This is a genomic window from Paenibacillus sp. FSL F4-0243 (assembly GCF_037963295.1).
Classification (GTDB): Bacteria; Bacillota; Bacilli; order Paenibacillales; family Paenibacillaceae; genus Paenibacillus_AQ.
This window is the reverse complement of sequence record NZ_CP150151.1, coordinates 362189-382201: the sequence shown is the minus strand read 5'-3', so window position 1 is coordinate 382201 and position 20013 is coordinate 362189. Positions and strand designations below refer to the sequence as shown.

Annotated in this window: 14 protein-coding genes; 5 read left to right on the top strand and 9 right to left on the bottom strand. The window is 42.6% G+C overall.

Features of this window, described 5'->3' with window-relative positions; all coding sequences use genetic code 11:
- Positions 1–27: 27 nt before the first annotated feature.
- The 3 genes from pulA to NSS87_RS01705 all read right to left on the bottom strand — a co-directional run bounded on the left by pulA (position 28) and on the right by NSS87_RS01705 (position 4929).
- Entirely contained in the window at positions 28–1983 is a 1956-nt protein-coding gene (gene pulA / locus NSS87_RS01715) for a type I pullulanase (protein ID WP_339244409.1), read from the bottom strand.
- Between the two features lie 121 nt (positions 1984–2104).
- A complete protein-coding gene (locus tag NSS87_RS01710) occupies positions 2105–2728 on the bottom strand; it encodes a C39 family peptidase (RefSeq protein ID WP_149646271.1) in 624 nt (207 codons plus the stop codon).
- Entirely contained in the window at positions 2728–4929 is a 2202-nt protein-coding gene (locus tag NSS87_RS01705) for a PAS domain-containing hybrid sensor histidine kinase/response regulator (RefSeq protein WP_052404121.1), read from the bottom strand. Before NSS87_RS01705 ends, NSS87_RS01710 begins: the two co-directional genes overlap by 1 nt.
- Before the next feature lie 279 nt (positions 4930–5208).
- Here NSS87_RS01705 and NSS87_RS01700 point away from each other — a divergent pair, with 279 nt between their 5' ends.
- On the top strand, positions 5209–6024 hold the full coding sequence (locus tag NSS87_RS01700; protein ID WP_339244406.1) for a hypothetical protein: 816 nt from the start codon (positions 5209–5211) through the stop codon (positions 6022–6024).
- On the opposite strand, the gene NSS87_RS01695 is transcribed toward NSS87_RS01700, so the two are convergent.
- Positions 6017–6793, bottom strand: a complete 777-nt coding sequence (locus NSS87_RS01695; RefSeq protein ID WP_231573370.1) for a YheC/YheD family protein — start codon at positions 6791–6793, stop codon at positions 6017–6019. The genes NSS87_RS01700 and NSS87_RS01695 overlap by 8 nt on opposite strands.
- 182 nt (positions 6794–6975) lie before the next feature.
- Between NSS87_RS01695 and NSS87_RS01690 the strand changes: the two genes are divergently transcribed.
- Positions 6976–8079, top strand: a complete 1104-nt coding sequence (locus NSS87_RS01690; protein ID WP_339244404.1) for a glycosyltransferase family 4 protein — start codon at positions 6976–6978, stop codon at positions 8077–8079.
- Between the two features lie 58 nt (positions 8080–8137).
- On the opposite strand, the gene NSS87_RS01685 is transcribed toward NSS87_RS01690, so the two are convergent.
- Positions 8138–9379, bottom strand: a complete 1242-nt coding sequence (locus tag NSS87_RS01685; RefSeq protein ID WP_076285116.1) for a DUF445 domain-containing protein — start codon at positions 9377–9379, stop codon at positions 8138–8140.
- A 273-nt stretch (positions 9380–9652) separates the two neighbouring features.
- Between NSS87_RS01685 and NSS87_RS01680 the strand changes: the two genes are divergently transcribed.
- Positions 9653–10516, top strand: coding sequence for a Cof-type HAD-IIB family hydrolase (locus tag NSS87_RS01680; RefSeq protein ID WP_042184240.1), 864 nt, complete (start codon positions 9653–9655; stop codon positions 10514–10516).
- A gap of 101 nt (positions 10517–10617) precedes the next feature.
- Here the strand turns inward: NSS87_RS01680 and NSS87_RS01675 are convergent, their stop codons facing one another.
- From NSS87_RS01675 to NSS87_RS01660, 4 genes are all read right to left on the bottom strand, one after another.
- Positions 10618–12846: an amylo-alpha-1,6-glucosidase gene (locus tag NSS87_RS01675; protein ID WP_339244402.1), complete on the bottom strand. Its 2229-nt coding sequence runs from the start codon at positions 12844–12846 to the stop codon at positions 10618–10620.
- Positions 12847–12910: 64 nt separating this feature from the next.
- Positions 12911–13567 (bottom strand): carbohydrate ABC transporter permease, encoded by a 657-nt coding sequence (locus NSS87_RS01670; RefSeq protein WP_305953488.1) that lies wholly within the window; start codon positions 13565–13567, stop codon positions 12911–12913.
- A gap of 240 nt (positions 13568–13807) precedes the next feature.
- Positions 13808–14698, bottom strand: a complete 891-nt coding sequence (locus NSS87_RS01665) for an ABC transporter permease subunit (RefSeq protein ID WP_042184236.1) — start codon at positions 14696–14698, stop codon at positions 13808–13810.
- A 22-nt stretch (positions 14699–14720) separates the two neighbouring features.
- The gene (locus NSS87_RS01660) at positions 14721–16433 is read right to left on the bottom strand and encodes an extracellular solute-binding protein (protein ID WP_052404119.1); all 1713 of its coding nucleotides are present in this window, start codon (positions 16431–16433) and stop codon (positions 14721–14723) included.
- A gap of 252 nt (positions 16434–16685) precedes the next feature.
- Here NSS87_RS01660 and NSS87_RS01655 point away from each other — a divergent pair, with 252 nt between their 5' ends.
- Both NSS87_RS01655 and NSS87_RS01650 read left to right on the top strand, forming a co-directional pair.
- Positions 16686–18254 (top strand): response regulator, encoded by a 1569-nt coding sequence (locus tag NSS87_RS01655; RefSeq protein ID WP_339244400.1) that lies wholly within the window; start codon positions 16686–16688, stop codon positions 18252–18254.
- The gene (locus NSS87_RS01650; protein WP_339244398.1) at positions 18232–19953 is read left to right on the top strand and encodes a sensor histidine kinase; all 1722 of its coding nucleotides are present in this window, start codon (positions 18232–18234) and stop codon (positions 19951–19953) included. The genes NSS87_RS01655 and NSS87_RS01650 overlap by 23 nt, the downstream gene beginning before the upstream one ends.
- Positions 19954–20013: the final 60 nt, after the last annotated feature.

Genomic DNA, 20013 nt, shown 5'->3' with positions numbered 1-20013 from the left:
TTCAATAATGATCTTGTAAAAGACTATTTATTTCGCCGTCAGGACTACTGTCCCAATCCCATTTACAGTCAGCTTATTTCCAGTCAGCTCCTGCGTAAGATCAGCCCCGAAGATGGTCTTCCATGCTCCAAGCTGCGGCAGAACCACAGTGGTCTGTTCAGCATTCGAATTAAAAAGAACATAAATATGCTTCGCTGCATCTCCTCCAGCATGGCCACGTAGCGTGTAAGCTACTGCACTTGCCGGTGCTTTTTCAAAAACCAAATGGTTCCGAATGTCCGCTGCTGTTCGCATACGGAAGGCCGGGTGAGCTTTACGCAGTTCGATTAACTGTTTCATATACACCACATCTTCCTGATGCGCGGCGCACAATTCCCAGTCCATACGATTGATCTCGACCGAAGATTTATAGCTGTTCTCCACCCCGTCCTTCGTACGCATAAACTCCTGCCCTGCATGGATAAAAGGAATCCCCTGACTCATGAACACTATCGCAGAAGCTAGTCTGTGCATGGAACGGCGCTGAGTAACCGTCTCACCCTCGGTGGACAATACGATTTTATCCCATAAGGTATGATTATCATGACACTCCACATAATTAACGTTTTGCTGAGGCTCCACGGCAAATTGCTTAATTCCTGGGCTGAAGTCAATTCCTCCCGCAATCCCCGCCTTGATCGCAGGCTCCAGACCCATCATTCCACTGATGAAGCCCGGCTGATCGTACAAAAAGATATTTCCTTTAATAGCATCCCTGAAATCATCATTAAAATGTCCGATTCCCGGCATAAGGGAGGCATTCTTCTGATGAGCGAGCCGTTCCATCGGTAGCTCAGTCCCCATCATCCAGCCTTCACCGATCGTCATGATAGACGGATCTATTCCATCCAGACGCCGCCGGGTTTCCCGCATCGTATCGACATCCATCAAGCCCATCAAATCAAAGCGGAAGCCGTCGATATGGTATTCTTTAGCCCAATAGACCACGGACTCCACAATGAAGCGGGACATCATCAAGCGTTCTGTAGCCACGTCATTCCCACAGCCCGAGCCATTCGACAGGCTTCCGTCTTGTTTATAACGCAAATAATAGCCAGGAACCAGTTTAGTGAAATTCACGCGATATCCGTCGTACACATGGTTGTAAACAACATCCATAATGACGCGGAGTCCACGATCATGAAGCGCTTGAATCATTGTTTTTAGTTCTTGAATACGTAGTCCGGGCACATAAGGATCCGTAGCATAGGAGCCTTCAGGAGCATTGTAGTTCTTTGGATCATAACCCCAGTTAAAATGAGGCTCATCCAGCTTCGTCTCATCTACACTCTCTGTAGAATAATCATAAATAGGCAATAGCTGCACGTGGGTTACACCGAGATCTGCGATATGATCGAGTCCGGTGAGAATGCCCTCTGGTCCGCGGGTTCCTTCTTCCGCCAAAGCGAGATATTGACCCTTATGAGCCATACCGCTGGCTGGATGAATGGATAAGTCACGCAAATGAAGCTCATAAATAATAGCGTCTACAGGATCCTCAAACGACGGCTTATCTTCCGTCCACCGCTCAGGGTCCGTCTTGCGCAAATCTAGAATAGCACCTCTGTCCCCATTCACGCCGACAGCACGCGCGTAAGGATCAGCTGCTTCATTCCACTGTTCACCTAGACGTACTCGGTAGGTATAGAACTTGCCATCTAGATCACCGTCAACCGTAGCTCTCCACGTTCCCCGAATATCGCGAATCATAGCATATTTGGACCCCGCAGCTCCCTGCCATGAATCATAAATTACTAGCTCTGCCTCCTGAGCCGTAGGGGCCCACAAGCAAAATGATGAACAGGCCGATGAATATGTAAGTCCGAGATCACCCTCGTCATAACTAAACAACTGATCAAACTCCTGAGCGAATACGGAAATCCCTCTAGTAGTCGCAGGATCACCATAATAAATCGGTTCCTTCATTTCCTTTTGTACGGACAAAGCACCTATCCCCTTTTCCAGTTATTAACTGGATTATAGTATGATCCTCGAATTTGTGCAAACGTTTGGACTCAAAATAACCAGATCATTTTTCCAGGGTAATTGCATAGCTAAATCACGATTAACTAGGCGTTTCTAAGATATTCATTCCCACCATCGTAATGATGTCTTTATTTGCATAATATGGGATGCGGCGTTCTTTACAAAGAGCAATCCTTCCATCCTTATACCTCACACCATTATCCTGAACGATGAGGATTGGACGATCCCCGTTATCAGGTACTTCATATCCTATTCCTAATACCCAATGGTAATCGTAAGCAAAATTCCCTCTCCACCGAAAATTAAACCATTTATCAAATTTAACAGCTACTGGCCGACCTGCATCAATCTCCACTTTATACACATCAAAATCGTTAAAAGTAGAGACAGAAAGCTTATGTCCCCCTTTTGGCGAGATTGAAGAGTGGATATAAGCTGTGATTCCCTTTACAAAACTACGTGTACTCATCCCCAAAGGGGTACCTCCGTGATGACTGTATATGTAATTAATATGAGCTGCTTTAGAGTGAAAATGACCTTTGCCACGAATAAAGTCCATTCCTAGCTGGGTATTCCAATACTCGGTTAAAGCTGCCAGCGTAGCTGGTCCACATGCAGAAGACGGGGATGAAACCCCAGCCTCCCACTGTGTGTATGGATCTACCGATAGTTTGTTACTAAGACTGGAGTTTCTATGTCTCATCAGGATGGTTCTCCCTTTGAAGAGTTCGGCTTAGAAGCTGAAAGGGCAGGGCCTTCCGGAAGTAAAATCACATTTTCACCAACATCCATAGATCCCTCTGAATTAGATCGTGATTCCATTTCCTGTGCAGGCTTCTGCTCTGCCTGAGCAATATCTTCCTCTTCGCCCTCATATTTGTTTTCAGGATTAATCTGTAGTGTGAAATAGAAATTAGAGCCGTTTCCTTCGCTACTCTCCACCGCAATGGCTCCGCCCATCAGCTCGACAAGCTTCTTGCAAATGGCTAGTCCTAACCCCGTCCCGGCATACTTACGATTAAACGAGGAGTGCAGCTGGTAGAATGATTGAAACAGCTGATGCTGCTTTTCTAAAGGAATACCTATCCCCGTGTCTCTGACATTAAACTTCAAAGTTGATTTCTTTGAAACCACGGACAATTTCTGCTCCACATAAATACAGACTTTACCTCGGTCAGTAAATTTAATCGCATTGCTGACCAGATTAACCAATACCTGACGTAATCGTCCTGCATCTCCCATAATGAACGTAGGAACTCCTGGTGCCATGCTGTAAGACAGCTCAAGATTTTTTTCCAAAGCCTTAGCCATAAACAGATCCGTTACACTGTCCAGTACCTCTCGAAGATGTACGGGCTCATGTACGATCATCATTTTTCCGGCCTCAATTTTACTGTAATCGAGAATTTCATTCAGAATATATAGAAGAGAGCTACTGCTCTCCTTAATAATATTTGTGTACTCACGTTGTTCTTCATCTAGTTCCGTCTCGGCAAGCAGATCAGTCATCCCTACAATGCCGTTCATAGGCGTGCGTATTTCATGGCTCATAATGGCTAGAAACTCTGATTTAGCCTGGTCCGCTTTTTCCGCAGATTCCTTCGCCCGAATGATCTCCTTCTCATCTGTAATATCCCTGAACACGACTACAACACCCTTAGGTTCACCTTTATCAAAAAGAGGGGTTACTTGGTACTCCGCAAGAAAACTTGTACCATCTTTACGCCATAAAACTGCATCCTTGCTCTGGTAAGATCCCCCTGACCTAATGGCTTTGATAAGTGGCGACTCCTCTGGCCGATAATGGATCCCGTCAAGCGCTGTCTGCTGAATATGATCTAGATAGGTATGACCCATGATCTCATCATGTTCATAGCCGAGCATATGCAAACCTGCAGGGTTGATGAAGGTCACCTTCTCCTCCATATCGAGTCCAAAAATACCCTCAGATACTGCATTTAATATAAGAGTGTACTCATTGCTTAGCTTCTCAATTTGTTCTGTATATCTTATACGTTCCGTAATGTCACGGGAAATACCATATACACCAACCACTTGATCGTCTACAATGATCGGAATATTAGTGGTATTAATCTCTACAAGATGGCCTTCTTTATGAATAAGCGTCAGATCATAGCTTTGGGGATAGCCCTTAGCAGCTAAGTTAAAATGATACAGCGTCTTCTCCATATCCTTCTCATGCACAACGGGACCAAAGTACATTCCGATCAGTTCTTCCAGCGAATACCCGGTCAGCTTCTCCAGATTCGCATTGGCTGTTAAATAATCGCCTTGCAAATTCATTGAGTACACAGCAGAGGGATTATATTCAAATAAGGATTTATAGCGCTGTTCATTCTCCTGAAGCTTGAATTCGAACTGTTTGCGCTCTTCAACTGCATGACGCGAGATTAAATCCAGCGAATTCTCGGAAATCAATCTATAATTACGTTCACTTTGATAAATCTGTTCCTCTAGATCTCGTTGATCTGCCATTTGTTGGTCTGCAATCTTTCGGTCTGTAATATCTTCGGCGTACACAATAATACACGAAGGGGCTTGTCCTGCTGTTCCAAATCCTGAGAATGTCAGGGAAAGCCATACCGGTTGATCCCCTTTGTGAAAGCATTCTTCCTTCTTCCAGCTCCCTGCTGGAGAATTCTGAAGCTCGTCCATCACCAATCTATAGGAAAGCTCTTTCGAAGACGTCTGTCTATTTTCCATTTCTGCAAAAATAGCCCCAGCAAGAAACTCAGCTTCCGTAAAGCCAAGTAAATTGCAAAAAGCCGGATTGACCTTCAGCCAGTTACCCTTACCATCGTTTAAAGACAGTACGGCTATTCCCTCTGGGGACCACATAAATGCATGTTCCAACATTGTGCTATATTCTACCGCGTTATCCATCTACGCCAGACCTCCTTTGTTGCGAACGTTGCATCCTTTATTCCATCCTAAGTTCAGTATACGATAAGAGAAGTGAGTATAGAAATGCCCTCCGTATCATTTTGAATTGTGAATAGCTTAATTTTAAATATTGACTGGATGGCCTGGGGCAAACTATTATTAAACATAATAATATCGTTCGTGACCTATTACGCTGGAAGCACCCGTAATAAAGGCTTTTGCCTTTGCTACGGGTGCTTTTTTTGTTGCCATTAGGTTTCGATAATAGGAGGAGAATAAATGAAAATATTTAAGCCAGTGCCCTTACTACTGCTTACGATCCTGCTACTGCTAAGCACATCATCAGGAGCTATTGCTGCATCTACAACAGAATTAACCCCTTCTATAAAAGCAGCTTTTGATCTGACGGCCGCAACGGCAGAAGGTCCTGCCAGGGTTAAGCTGACTTCTCTTTACAATGATTTATCCACCTTAAAGCTGCAGTATGATCAGCGCGAGGAGCAAATCCGAATCCTTCACTACAATAATGAGCAATCGCTAGTTGTGGTTCGTCAACAAATTAAAGGAATTGATCTTGAAACAGTGACCCGATTGGAAGCCTCCGTTAAGAGTAGCAAGCAGCGCTATCAGCCCTTATTTGACCAGTATAGTGCACTTAACAAGCGAATTAGTATCGCCAAGTCACTTAAGGACAAGACCTTGAATACCGTACTGCGTGCCCAAGGTGATGCTATGAAGATCTTGGTTCAGTTGGCACGCCAAGAGATCAGTGACAAGCAGAATCAGCTGAACGCCGCGAAAAAGAAACGTTCCCAAAAGATAGCCGAAGCGCGTAAAACCTTGTCTGGTATTGAAAGTCCTCAAATCACGATCAAATCTAACAAGAGCGTAATCACCTCGTTAAACAAACGTGTCTCAGCAGATTGGACTGACTTTAAAGCAGCGATTCGCAAACAAAACCTTACCCTAACCAACCAGTCCTTAGCTGCACTGGTCTCCGGTTACCGTCAGATCGCAACCCATAAGCAAAAAATAATTGAGCTCGAACAAAAGGTTTCCCTTGTTATTGCGAATACGAAGAAGCAAATCAGTTAGCGGACTTCTTCTTCTCATTTGCTCTGCGGTAAGCCATCACTTTGCGGTACATGCTTTTATTAGAAAGATGTTTGAAAATATATGGATCTGGACTCGTATTCACTTCAATAATCCAAGGCGTCATATGCTTATCTAATCCTACATCTACACCAATCTGTTTAAAGCCAGGATATTTCTTATGGTAGAAACGTCCGGTATCCTCACCTAGCTTTCGCAATATCTTAAGCATCTGAGCTTGCTGAGCATCGTTCAAATAAGGCGACAGCAGCTTCTCCATAGACATTAGCGTACCACCGTTATGATAATTGGTAACAATCTTGCCCTTCTCAGCTACTCGGCCAATCAATCCGGTAGTTTCCCATTTGCCACGCGGACTGAGCTGGACCATCACACGGATATCAAAACGATGCTTTCCGTGCTTTAGCAAAACAATCCCTCTCTGAATCAAGTAACTGCGTCCGCGTGTTGCTTTCTTAAGGGATGAATAAAAGGTGTCATAGGCTCCAAAGGTTTTTATCTTTGTTCCACTTTGGTATTTGTATTCTGTTCCATGAGAATCCTTACTCTGTTCAACCTTCATTACACCGTTACCATAGGTGCCATGTTCCGGCTTAACGTAAATCATCCCATATTTCAAGAGCATCGTTCTTAAGTTTGCTTTACTAAACTTCACTGTTTCTGGAATGAGCGGTGAAATCTCGGAACTTTGCATGAGCACCTTGGTTTTAATCCATTTGCTGGTCAACGCAGACTTTAACTTTGTTCCCAATTGCCCTCTCCCCTGTCACTCAAATAATGATCACAGCCTTGCTTAACCTTAGTATTTTATGCTCCGACTATATGAATGGAATGGGTTGAACGCCCTCTCCGCTCTCAGATGTATCTCCAGATACTCAAGCTGCATATGGTGGGAAGAGGATAACCATTAGCGGATCAGAGGAGGCATGAACCATGCATATTTGTATTATTGCGCCGGAACGTCTCCCGGTTCCGGGAGACGGGTCAGTAGAAATCTGCATTTGGGCCATTGCCAGAAAGCTGGCTGAGAAACATAAGGTTACCATTGTGAGCCGCAAAGTGCTGGGACTGCCCGATGCTTCCATATTGGAGCGGGTCAGAATCATTCGGTTGCCCGCAAGTACTCCCGTTCATTATCGTACTTCGGTATTAGACTACATTCAGAATGAGTCATTTGATATAGTTCAGGTCGATAATCGCCCCCATCTTATGTCTGCTGTAAAGAAACGGCTCCCTCATCTTCCGGTATTTCTATTTCTGCATTCTCTTACATTCACACCGGACACAGTTAAGACTGCTAGAGCCTTGGCTAGAGCAGATCTGATTATTGCGAACAGCCACTCTCTACAGCGAAGACTAACCCGTCGCTTCCCTCAATTAAACAATGAAATCCGTATTGTCCTGCTCGGAGCAGATCTTGATCGATTCACTCCTGTAGCGCTACAGGAAAAATACCATCTTCGCAAACTTTACAGACTCCCGAGGGTCTTTACCGTCTTATTCGTCGGTCGAGTCATTCCCCGCAAAGGGGTGCCCATATTGATACGTGCTATGTACCATTTAAATAAGCACCTTCCTGCTCATCTTGTAATTGCAGGCAAAGGGAAACCGTCATATTTGCGACAGCTGAAGCTGCTTGCACAGCGACTAGGCGTATCCGTTTCCTTCCTTGGAAATGTAGCTCATGAGGATATCCATACCATTTATCAAGCAGCCGACTGCTTCGTATGTCCTTCTCAGAATCATGAATCCTTTGGGCTTGTTAATGTAGAGGCCATGGCCTCGGGACTACCGGTCATCGCTTCTAGCAATGGCGGTATCCGTGAGATTATCGACTCCGGCCATAACGGATATCTGGTGGAACGATATCGCGAGGCCTTGCCCTTTGCTAGAGATTTGCTGCGACTAGGCCGGAATCCGGAGGTAGCAGCAACCATTGGGAAACAAGGACGATCGGATGCGCTTGAAGCCTTCAATTGGCAACGTACAGCAACTGATTTGGAACGGCTTTATCAAGCTGCCTTAGTACAGCAATAGATCCTATAAACATAAAAAAGTAGTCCGCCTCCATTCACTGGAGACGGACTACTTTGATTTAAATAAATTGAACAACTGTAAGTACAAGCCCTACAACAAAACCGCATAAGGCACCGTTCACACGAATCCACTGAAGATCTTTACCTACTTTATCCTCCAGCATATTCACTAGACTAGCATCGTCCATGCTATCCAGATTCTCCTTCACCAAAAGACCGATTCGGAAGTGGTTAGCCTCTACAAATGCAATCAATGAAGCGCGAATCCGCTCCTCCCAGCTACCGATCCACTCTTGTTCCTTACTAATACGGCGCATAAGAAGGGTGTATAGTGCAAATAGTTTTCGTCCGCCAGCTGCCCGGTCCTCTTCTAATAAGGAGAGTGCCTTACTACGTACGTTCTCCAATTGAGTATGCAGAAAAGCAGTTACTGCTTCTCCCTCAAGCTCTTGTAGTGCCCATTCTTTCACAGAAGTCATTCTAGCCTCATCATTAACAATCTGGAACAACGCCACCCGAATTTCCCGGATGATCTCTTCACGATAAGGGCTATCCTCTTCACGAAAATCGCGAATACCGGACTGCAGCATGCCTTGCAGCATTTCACCAAGCATATCCGCATCCATGAATCCAACGAAAGCCTGAAAAGCCATCCCTTTCAGTCCACCGAGCTTTACTTCAGCCAGTTTCTCGCTGGCGATCTTACCCAGCATAGCTTTCGTTTCAGGACGACCGCTCCAGTTAGATACCCCTTCCAGCGCATAATCCAGAGCCGCTACATCTTTTCCGTCGTTCATTAATTTAGTGACAATCTTATCAGCCGCAACTCCAAGCTCCGCTTCACGAATATAGTCAGAGGCTGCCTTTTGAAGAAAAGGTACAGCTTTCTCTACCGGAAGACGTGACACGAATTCGCTAAGTTGCTCTAGGATCTGGGCTCTCGCCTTCTTCTTGCTAAAGAACTTCGTCAGCAGCTTGGAACTCATAGACATAATGCCAAACTTGCGCAGCTTGTTCTCAATACTCTCTTTGTTCAGCAGCTCAGTCTCCATAGCGGTAATTAACGACTGAATAATCTTATCCCGATTCTTGAGCAGCAGTGAGGTATGTGGAATACGCAGCCCGAGCGGATGGCGGAATAACGCGGTTACCGCGAACCAGTCGGCAATCCCCCCAACCAGCCCAGCCTCAAAGCCACCTCTTAGTAGAATTACAGCGAGATTTTCAGGTAGAAATAGTGTAATCAGAAACCCACATGCCATAAAAGCTAGTGACATGGTGGCCAAGTTTTTGGATCTCACGATTAGTCCCCCTTACATACACAGCTGCCGATGTCCTTACGCAGGAAAAATACCGACGGATCACGTCCCACGAACATGAACTGACGATAGACTCGGCTAGTCGATTAGTTTAACAACTATTGTACCACGACTGAACTATATTCTAAAAATATACGATTAGACTAGGAATGAAAAGGTGTTTTTGGTTTTCAGAATATTAATGATAAGATACAATTAACGTTCTCACTTGCCCGCGAAGGGGACAACTATGACTGGATAAGGAGATCTTACAATATGCTGATTGCTTTAGATATGGATGGAACATTGCTGAACGAAGAAGGACAAATTAGCCCAAAGAACCGCGAGGCGATTATAAAGGCTCAAAATTTAGGTCATATCGTAATTATTGCTACGGGACGCTCTTTTATGGATGCGGAACGACAACTGCGGCTGGCAGATCTGGAATGCCCTGTAGTCAGTCTGAATGGCGCAGTGGTTACATTGTCTGACCACACACTGGCAGCAAGTAAACCGCTGAAGAAGGAAGACATCATTCCTGCATTACGCTGGATGAACGAAATTCCGGATTTGTATTACGAGGTATACACAGAGGACAACGTATATGTGGAGCTCAATAAACGGGTAAGATTAGAGAAACTATCTGCACTAAGTGAAGAAGAAGTACCTGAGGAAGTCAGCTGGCTGCTAAAAGCAATGATCGATCAGCAGTTTCAACAAGCGGCTGTAACTTACGTCGAAAGTATGGAAGAGATCTGGAGTAAAGAAGAAAACGTCATTTATAAAACATTAGCCTTTTCTCTAGACCGGGAACTGCTCAAAGAAGCCTCCACCCGCTTCGCCGCGATCCCTGGCCTTATTATTACAGCCTCCCATGTCAATAATATCGAAATTAACCATGAGGACGCCAACAAAGGCTCCGGTGTAGCTATGCTCGCCGCCCACTATGGCATCCCGCTAACAGATGTAGCCGTAATGGGTGACAGCTATAATGATCAACCGATGTTCGAGGTGGCAGGCTACCGGATTGCCATGGCTAACGCAGCACCAATTCTAAAGGAAATGGCTGAATTTGTTACAGTCAGTAATGCCGAAGATGGAGTGGCGACAGGACTTGAGCATCTTATGGCTAAATTCTGAACCAACATGCCTGGCTTAAATCATAAACTGCCAAAATAACCTCTAACATCATCCTGAGGATGGGTTAGAGGTTTTTTTAAGATTGTCTTAACTAGTTATAGCTACAGCTTTATACAAGGATGATTGTCCAAGCTCAATGGCTTGGCAAACTCAACGTCTTTTAATAACTCGTTATTCCGCTTATTGTGCATAACACGTGATTCGGATAGCCCTGACTGAATCTCCTTGAGCATTTGACGATTCTCATCATATAAGGTAACTGCCAGTGTATGATCATCTTGTCTTACAACCAGCTCCATATTGGGCTTAACTTCAAGCGATACCGTTTCGAAAGGAGACATATCGATGATAACTTCCAGTCCCACATTCTTGAATGTATAGGCGTAAGTGATTTCAAGTCCACGGTTATACGTGGCTTCGATCTGTCCCTTTCCTATGTTCACATTATAAGCCAAGGATTCAAGCTCTTGCGGAATTCTTGGAGCAATTGTCAGTGTATTGTTAATCAGGTCTGGACGGATACCTAAGAAATATTGGTACCACACACGCAGGTGCTCAGCATTGGACCAAGCTTGCAGGTATGCACCCGTCAACTTCGCCCATTTCTCATCTTCCTCAGGATAAGCATCCATATTCTCACAAAGTCCACCAACAACACCTAAATTCAAGGCCTGCCAGTTCATATTCTTGAATAGCTGATAGGCCGTTTCTTCCTGCCCTGCTTCAATCATACGCTGCATCGCAATACCATTAAGCCAAATCCAAACCGCACCGTTATGGTAAGCCTCGTCTTTCGGATAATGAGATGTTAAATGAAACGGACGAAACAATGGGTGATGTCTATCTAGCGAAGCAACACCCCATGGATAGACCAACTCTTCCCACGCGGTACGAATCGCTCTAGCCTTAAAATCGTTATCATCAAACATTTCAAAAGCAAATAACTGGTTTGGGCGCAGGGAGAATTCCGGCTTGTCTTCTGCATCCAGTCTGTCTGCTAAATAAGGATGCGCTTGATCAATGAAATCAACCTCAAAATGGCGCTTCAAGGTTTCAGCAATGCCCTTCCATTTATCAGCATTCACCTTGTCATTCATATATTCAGCAAAGTAAACACCAGCAAGCAATTGGTTATACCAGAGTGCTTGAATATCATTGGCACGGGTATCCCGAGGAGAATATGACTCCAAATTGCCATCCCGGGCATCCATCCAAGTTTCATTATCTGCGTGCTTCAAGTACCCTTTATCATCTACCCAATATTTAATGGAACCTTCAATACTATATTGTACATTGTGATACAGCTCTTTAATGATCGCTGTATCTCCTGAATACTTAACGTAATCCTGCAACTGGATAATGAATCGCGGCGTACCATCCGTTGTATGGTAATCCACTTTTCCAGGAGACAAGATATTTGGAATTCTACCAAAGTATTTAGAATCTTCGTCCGTATTCTGAAACTCTGCGAATGATAGCAAGATATTTCTAGCCGTTTCGAATTGCCCTGTAACGAGCACAGCGCCTGGAAGAGCTATGAATTGATCCCGTCCCCAATATTCGTTAAACCATGGCAGTCCTGCATAGATACCATCACCCTGCTGTCTAGTAACCAACTGATCCATTGTGATGTTCAACCAATTCATGGCTAAAGTAAATGTATCATCACTGCTGGTTAGATGGGCATTATGGTGTAAGAAATCTTCCATCCGCTTAACACGTTCATCTTTCAAAGTGCTAATATCTTGTCTAGCTTTAAGGATTAAGCTTGCTGCTTCTTCGGATGTCTTACCTGCAGCGATATAGTAACCCCCAGCGTTTGCACCGGCAATTAGAACTTCATTATCCATATGCAAAGGTGAAAGGTTGATAGCACTAACTGCAATCACCCAATCTCCCTCGATAGCGCTAAAGAACGCGATATGATCCTGTTGGTTTATATAGCTAACATTCTCTCCCCTTAAAACGATGCCTATGTCTTCCTTAGCATTAGCGAGACTAATTTCTAATAGATTATGATAATCCAACAACCACAGCTCTTCTGTAAGATCGGCGTGCTTACGCACCATTCTATAAGGATAGGCCCAAACTTCAGATTGTCGATTGTCTAGCTTCTGTTCACCTACGAATAAGGTGTATCCACCGAAAATTCTATTCTTAGCAATATTAAGTCCCTCAAAAAATGCATGTTCCACATGATCCGTATGATGGGATTGCGTAAAATAAAATGCTGCCTCTTTATTCGTAAATGAAATACTCCGATTGGCTTCTTGAGAGACAAATGTCTTCATGTCATCCAGAATTGATGTATGAACTTGATTACTATTCATTGTAAGCCTCCTACTTGAAAATAGTAGGCCGCTATGAAGCTTCATAGCGGCTGTCTACTAATATTTATTCTTTAACCGAACCAACGACAATCCCTGATACGAAATACTTTTGCATAAACGGATAAATCAACAACAATGGTAGCGTAGAAACTACGATTTTAGCAGCGTTCAAAGTCTTATTCGAAACTTTTGCTAATTCCAATAATTTTTCAGGATCTGTAATGTTCTGAACCTCAACGCTAAGCTGTTGGATATAGGTTTGCAATGGATAATTCGCCGTTTTATTAATATATACCAGGGCACCAAAGTAATCATTCCAATGGCCCACAATAGTAAAGAGCGTAACGGTGGCAAGTGTAGGCAATACTATTGGAAGATAGATTGTTCCTAATATTCTCCACTGTGAAGCTCCATCTATATTTGCAGCTTCCTCTAGAGATTTCGGTACAGCCCGGAATGCATTCATCAGCAAGATAACATTCCCTATCGGTACTGCACCCGGCAAGATCAATGACCAGATGGAGTCTAAAAGATTAAGCTCTTTGACTACCATAAAGGTTGGAATCAATCCGCCTGAGAATAACATCGCGAAGATAACGAGATTCATATAAACCTTCTGACCCGTGAATACTCGTGAACTTTTAGACAATGGATAGGCTGTAAGAATCATCAATACCATATTCACAAGCAGACCTAACACTACCCGTTCTACAGAGATCATGAATGAACGCCAAAACTGGCTGTCAGACAATAACTTTTCATAGGAGCTAAACGTCGGATTAACCGGGAATATACTTACTAGATTTGCGGAAGCCGCCGCATTATCACTGAAAGAGATGGCTACTAAATTGACTAACGGTATGAGACAGGACAAGGCGAACGCTAGAACAAATACCCAGATAATAACATCTGCAATACGACCCTTGATGTTAGATGCGTAAATGGGAGAACCCCCCTTTCTTTAGAAAATACGATAATCCGTAAGTTTTTGGGCCAATTTATTCGCAGAAAGAATCAGTACGATACCAACGACCGACCGTAATAGGCCAACTGCTGTACCTAAGCTGTATTGTCTTTCTACCAGACCCACCCGATAAACGTAGGTATCAATAATATCCGAAGATTCATACACCAAAGGATTATACAGATTGAAGATCTGATCAAAACCAGCATTCAATACATTCGGCAAGTTCAAGGTTGTAACCAGCAAAATAGTTGGCATTAAGCCTGGCAACGTGATGTGCCACAGTTTCTTAAACCGGTTGGCTCCATCAATGGAGCCCGCCTCATAAAGTCCGGGATCAATGGATGTCAGGGAAGCTAGGTAGATGATTGAACCGTACCCAAAACCCTTCCAGACATCTGTTAATACTAGCATCGGTCTAAACCAAGTATTGCTGGCCATAAACAAGACCGGGTCAATCCCAAACCAACTTAACATGGCATTAACAGGACCTTCATAAGAGAAGATATTCATGACTACAGTAGCTAAGATCGCCCATGACAAGAAGTTCGGCAGATAAACAACCGTCTGTATGAATCGCTTAGCAAACTTTACCCGAATTTCATTTAATAACAGGGCAAACACGATGGATGTAAAAGTACCCACGATAATTTTCCATAACGCGATAACGATCGTATTACTGAAAATCTGTTTGCTGTCAGGAATTTGGAGCATAAATTTGAAATTATCAAGACCTACCCAGGATGAACCACTCATTCCCTTAGCCGGAACATAATTTTGAAAAGCCATTATAATACCGAACATTGGAATAAACGAAAAGATAATTAGGAAAATCATTCCTGGCGCCATCATGAGATGGAATGCTGTCTGATCTTTTTTATTTTTCATTTACGGATCATCTCTTTCAACATCATTTGGTTGCTATCGCTTCGTTAACTTCCTTAGTAATTACTTCGCCGCCAGTTTTATTCCAGCTTTCTACAAACTTATCAAATGCGTCAGGTGTTTGCTCACCTGTAATGATCTTCAAGTACATTTCAAGTTCCATTTTAGTAAGTGTCGGCCATTTCAACGTCATGGATGATGTACTTCCAAAGAATAATGGATTCACTTCTTTAATATTAGAGGCTTTCACCAAACTAGCTGTCGTAATACTGGAAGTATATCCAGCCCATGCATTGGAGTCTGGTGTTTCTCCATTCTTCTTACTATCAAGAAATTTCTTATAGGAGTTATAAGCCGTTAAATCCTCATTGCTAGTTAATTTACTTGTATCGCCTGTTTCTAATGCTTCTTTCATGATGTCAACGTTACGATAGAAAGCGTCATAATAATCGATATTAATAGCGAGCGGAGATCCGCCAACATTCATACTCTTATAATCTTCAAATTCTTTCAAAGCTTTTTCATCTTTTTCTTGGTAACGCTGATAGTCATATTGAACACTCACAAGCTTGGCTGCAAGTTCAGGATGTTCAAAGCCTTTGCGAACAACCAAATAACTGCTGGAAGGATTTCCAGTGAACATTGTAAGCGAGCCATCCTCTGATTGTGGGGCAACATAAGATACCCATTCCGCTTCTGGATTCAGCTTAAGCGTGTCAGCCACAGTCCAGCTTCCCCACCAGTTATCCATGAACGACCCACTTTTTCCGCTTGTAAGTAGCGCCTTGCGGTCATCACCAGTACGTACTGCAAACTGACGATCTATCAAGTTATTCTTGTACATTTCAGACAACTTGGTCAGTGCTGGCTTCATCTCTGGTTGAACAGATCCGTATACAGCCTTTCCACTTCCATCATCAATCCACTGTTTTGGATACGCACCATATAGTGAAAAGATATTATTAAATGAGAATTGTCCACCAGAGACACCGGCAACGTTTTCATTATCGACAACAAGACCTAGCGTTTTACCCGCTCCGTTACCACCTGGATCTTTTTCTACAAATTGCTTAATAATGTTCTCGACATCAGCCATTGATTTCGGCTCAGCAAGTCCCAATTTGTCCATCCAGTCTTTGCGAAGCCAGAGGATACCAGGACCATGTGAGATTTCAGTAGTTGGTATGGCCATCAGCTTGCCATCGAACTTTGCGCTATCCAGAACACGACCACCGTAGGAATCATAAATTTCCTTAATTCGATCGCTGGCAGTATTTTCATAAACCTCGGTCAGATCTGCAATCAGATCGTTCTCATAAAGCTGTTGCAATGTCGCGTAGTCAGGAACCACCATTAGATCAGGGATTTCACCGCTTACAATCGCCATCGAAACTTTCTGACTATAGTCTGTACCATCATTGGACTCAAACGAGGTCGTATTTTGAATGTTCAGCTTATCCTTGAAATATCTTGTCCACACATTGTTTGTGGCATTATCTTTCTCATAAGGCGTTCCTGCAAGTGCTGAATAGCTCGTTGCCACTTGTCCAACAGAATAAGTAACTGTTTCAGGATAGGCGCCAAATGGAGTCGTCTGTGCTTCTTTCCATGCAGGATCACTCGCATCTGTCTTTGGGGTAGATGCTGAAGAATTATTAGAACTTGAACAACCTACCATAGCAACAGCTAATAGTGATGCTAATACTATGGAGCTTGATTTTCTCAATTTATGTTTCATTATAAGAGCCTCCCTTTTTCTATAAAAAAACTCGTATTAGAAAACGATTTCAAAGCGCCGGCCAGCTTCAAAAAAATTTATATTGTTACTTCCTTAAGTTTATAGATTATTGCTATCCATCGTAAACGCAAAAAAATTATGTTTTACACAAATAAATACTCATCATTAACGATAATATCGAGGAATAATTGCTACGGTCGAAGATCTTATACTACAATATCAATGTCACTACATGTCGAAAGGTGGTAAATAATGTTATCCATATTGGTGGTAGATGATCATAAGGAGGAGCGAGAGGGGATTGCTTTCCTCATTAAGGAGCTTGGCTTCCCCCTCCAATTGCATGTTGCAGAAAACGGTCGTAAAGCACTTGAATATGTAAGCGCACACTCTGTCGATATTCTATTTACCGATGTGCGGATGCCTATAATGGATGGATTACAGCTAACAAAGGAAGCATTAAAGTTGCACCCCAAATTAAAGGTGATTTTGTTCAGTGGATTCGCTGAATTTGAGTATGCCAAAACAGCCCTTTCCCTGGGCGTATCCGAGTATCTTTTGAAACCGGTTAACATTGAAGCATTCCAAACTACTTTAGAAAAAGTTATTCAGGAATTAAAGAACCAGCAACAAAAAGAAGAAGCGTCACAAAGAAAGCTAAGCTATGTGAGAAAACATCTACTCTTCTCTCTAGTCAATGGCATCGGAAGCCCGCCGCCTCTTCAAGAGCTGTCTATTGAATTACCCAGCCATTACAATAAAATGCTTTTGTTAGAATTCGATAAGCCATTTTTTGAATCTGTGGATTCGGAGTTCGAAGAGTTTGTTCTTGGTTTAGTAGACACATCTGCTGATTACTTAAATCTAAACGGATGTCAGAGTCTACTACTGTTTCCCGAGCAAGAGTCCCCTTCTTCCCAGTTTGATAATAATTCAGCGATGCACCTGCATCATTGCATCTTTGATAAATATAAAGTAAATTGTTATCTCGCTATGAAAGAGGAAGTAACCTCAATACTAGATTTAGGTTCACTTTTGACTTCATTAGAAGAATTGATGGAATATCGTTTTTTTCTCCCAGATACCTTTGTGTTTAATACACAAAATGACTTACATTTCTCTGAGGCCTTGTATCCAGACCTTACAGATAGCCATCTACTAGATCAGATTCGAAATAATCTGAAGGATCAAGATATTTTTAGCTTACGAGCAAATACTGAGATTTTATATCAAAAATACGTACATCAAGTACAGTATTCACATTTATATGTAAAGTATATGTTCTCCACAATCTATCAAGAGATCATGACACAAGCTGCACCTATATCAGAAATGGAGCTGCAGACTGCCGTCGAGATCATATATGGATCTGAAGATTTGCGGGATATCAAAGATATCATATTTGAAGGTATCGCTCGGATTGATCAGAACTCTACTAACCATGAGCCTACTCAGAACCGTGATGTCGATGCCGTCAAACAATATATTGAACAATATTATGCAGATGATCTCAGTCTGGAAATGCTTGCTGCTAAAGTGTATTTGTCTCCACATTATCTTAGCTCCATATTCAAGAAGCAGACAGGCTGTGGGCTTAATAAATATATTAAGAATGTCCGCATGCAAAACGCAAAAGAGTTGTTAACAAATACGCATCAAAAAATATCAAATATTTGCACCGCAGTGGGCTATCGCAATATTTCATACTTCTGCCAAAATTTCAGGGATTTCTACGGGTACACACCAGAAAAATATAGACAGTATAATCAGAAGTCCTCTGTATATCGGGAGGAGCATCATGCAACTTTGGCGGACACTTAAGCAAAATATTCGCGACTTGAAGTTTCAAACCAAGATCATGCTTTCATTTATGTTAATCAGTATGATTCCTGTGATTATATTGGGCAGCTTCTGCTATCAAGAAGCCAAATCATCCCTCATTAAGCAATCCAAATCTGATTTGAAAGCAGCCTTAAATCAAGGGGCTTTAGCTTTAAATAGTCATCTGGATGTCTACAATAAACTCATGAATTTCTTGAGTTTTAATCAGGAAATTATTAATTCAGCTAATCATACCTACACAAGTATGTATGAAATGTATGATCAGTTAACCCATGTGATTGACCAAAATTTCAATACGGCACGGTATCTAAATACAGGTGTAGAACAAATCACTCTGTATACAGGAACCAATCTTTTGGCACATGGCAATACTGTCCGAGCCCTAAATGATATTAAACAGAAACATTGGTACCCGACGTTGATGAAGTCAGTCGATGTCCTGTGGTTTACGGATAATAAGGAGATTTTTGCTGTTCGACGCATTATTAATACGAAACAGAAAGATCCAAAAGAAAATGTGCTGTATGCACGTGTGAATTACGATTCGTTATTCACACCTTTTGACTCCCTACTCTCTCAAGGTTCAGAGATTCTCGTCAAAGATGCTTATGGAAAGTCGATCTATGCCTCGCCTGGTATAGAAGGATATATTCCTTCCAATAGCACAAACAACTTAGATACGCTGCAATGGAAAAATACAAAGTACACTGTATTGCAATCTGAAGTTCCTATATCAGGATGGACAGTGATGTTATGCAAACCTACGAAGATGATTACGAATTCTGCTTGGAAAATCCTTTCGACAGTTGGGCTTGTTATTGTTGCCTGTATTGCTGCCGTTGCTATAACCGCCAATCTATTCTCTCGAAAGTTCAATTCACAAATTAAGCGTCTGCGCAATAATATGCGCACCGTAGAAGAGGGATCCCTGGAAGTTACCGTCACCAGCACATCCAAAGATGAAATTGGGGATTTAATCAGAGGCTTTGGCAATATGGTTGACAAAACAAAAGTGTTAATCGATAAAGTCTACATTGAGGAAATTTCACGAAAAGAATATGAAATGAAAGCCCTACAGGCTCAGATTAATCCTCATTTTCTATATAATGCTCTTTCGCTCATCAATTGGAGAGCCATTCGAATCCATGCAACAGATATAAGTGAAATGGCTCAGCTTCTATCCACGTTCTATCGGACTACGCTGAATAAAGGGAATAATATTATTTCGGTTTCAGATGAACTATTGAATGTACAATCTTATATACAGATTCAGCTTAACATGCATAGCAACAGCTTTGAGATAGAATATCAGATCGACGAGGCTATTCTCTCTTATTACATGCCTAACCTGATGCTTCAGCCTCTAATTGAGAATGCTATTATTCATGGTATTGAGAATAGAGAAGAAGAAGGAAGCAAAATTATTCTATCCGGAGAAATGGTGGAGGAGTGTATCATCTTCAAAGTAAAGGATAATGGCGTTGGCATCCCACAAGAACGACTCAATCTTCTGCTTAAATCCCAGTCTATAGGCTATGGGCTCAAAAATGTAAATGACCGGGCTATGCTAATGTACGGACCAGAGTACGGCTTGTCCATTACCAGTATTCTAGGACTGGGAACGGAGGTCACATTTCGATTTCCATCCAAAAGATACGAAGGTGGCTCAGATCTATAACTCATTTAAATGCAGTGATGTAAATTAGCTACACTCTAAAATTAAATTCAACCGGGACAT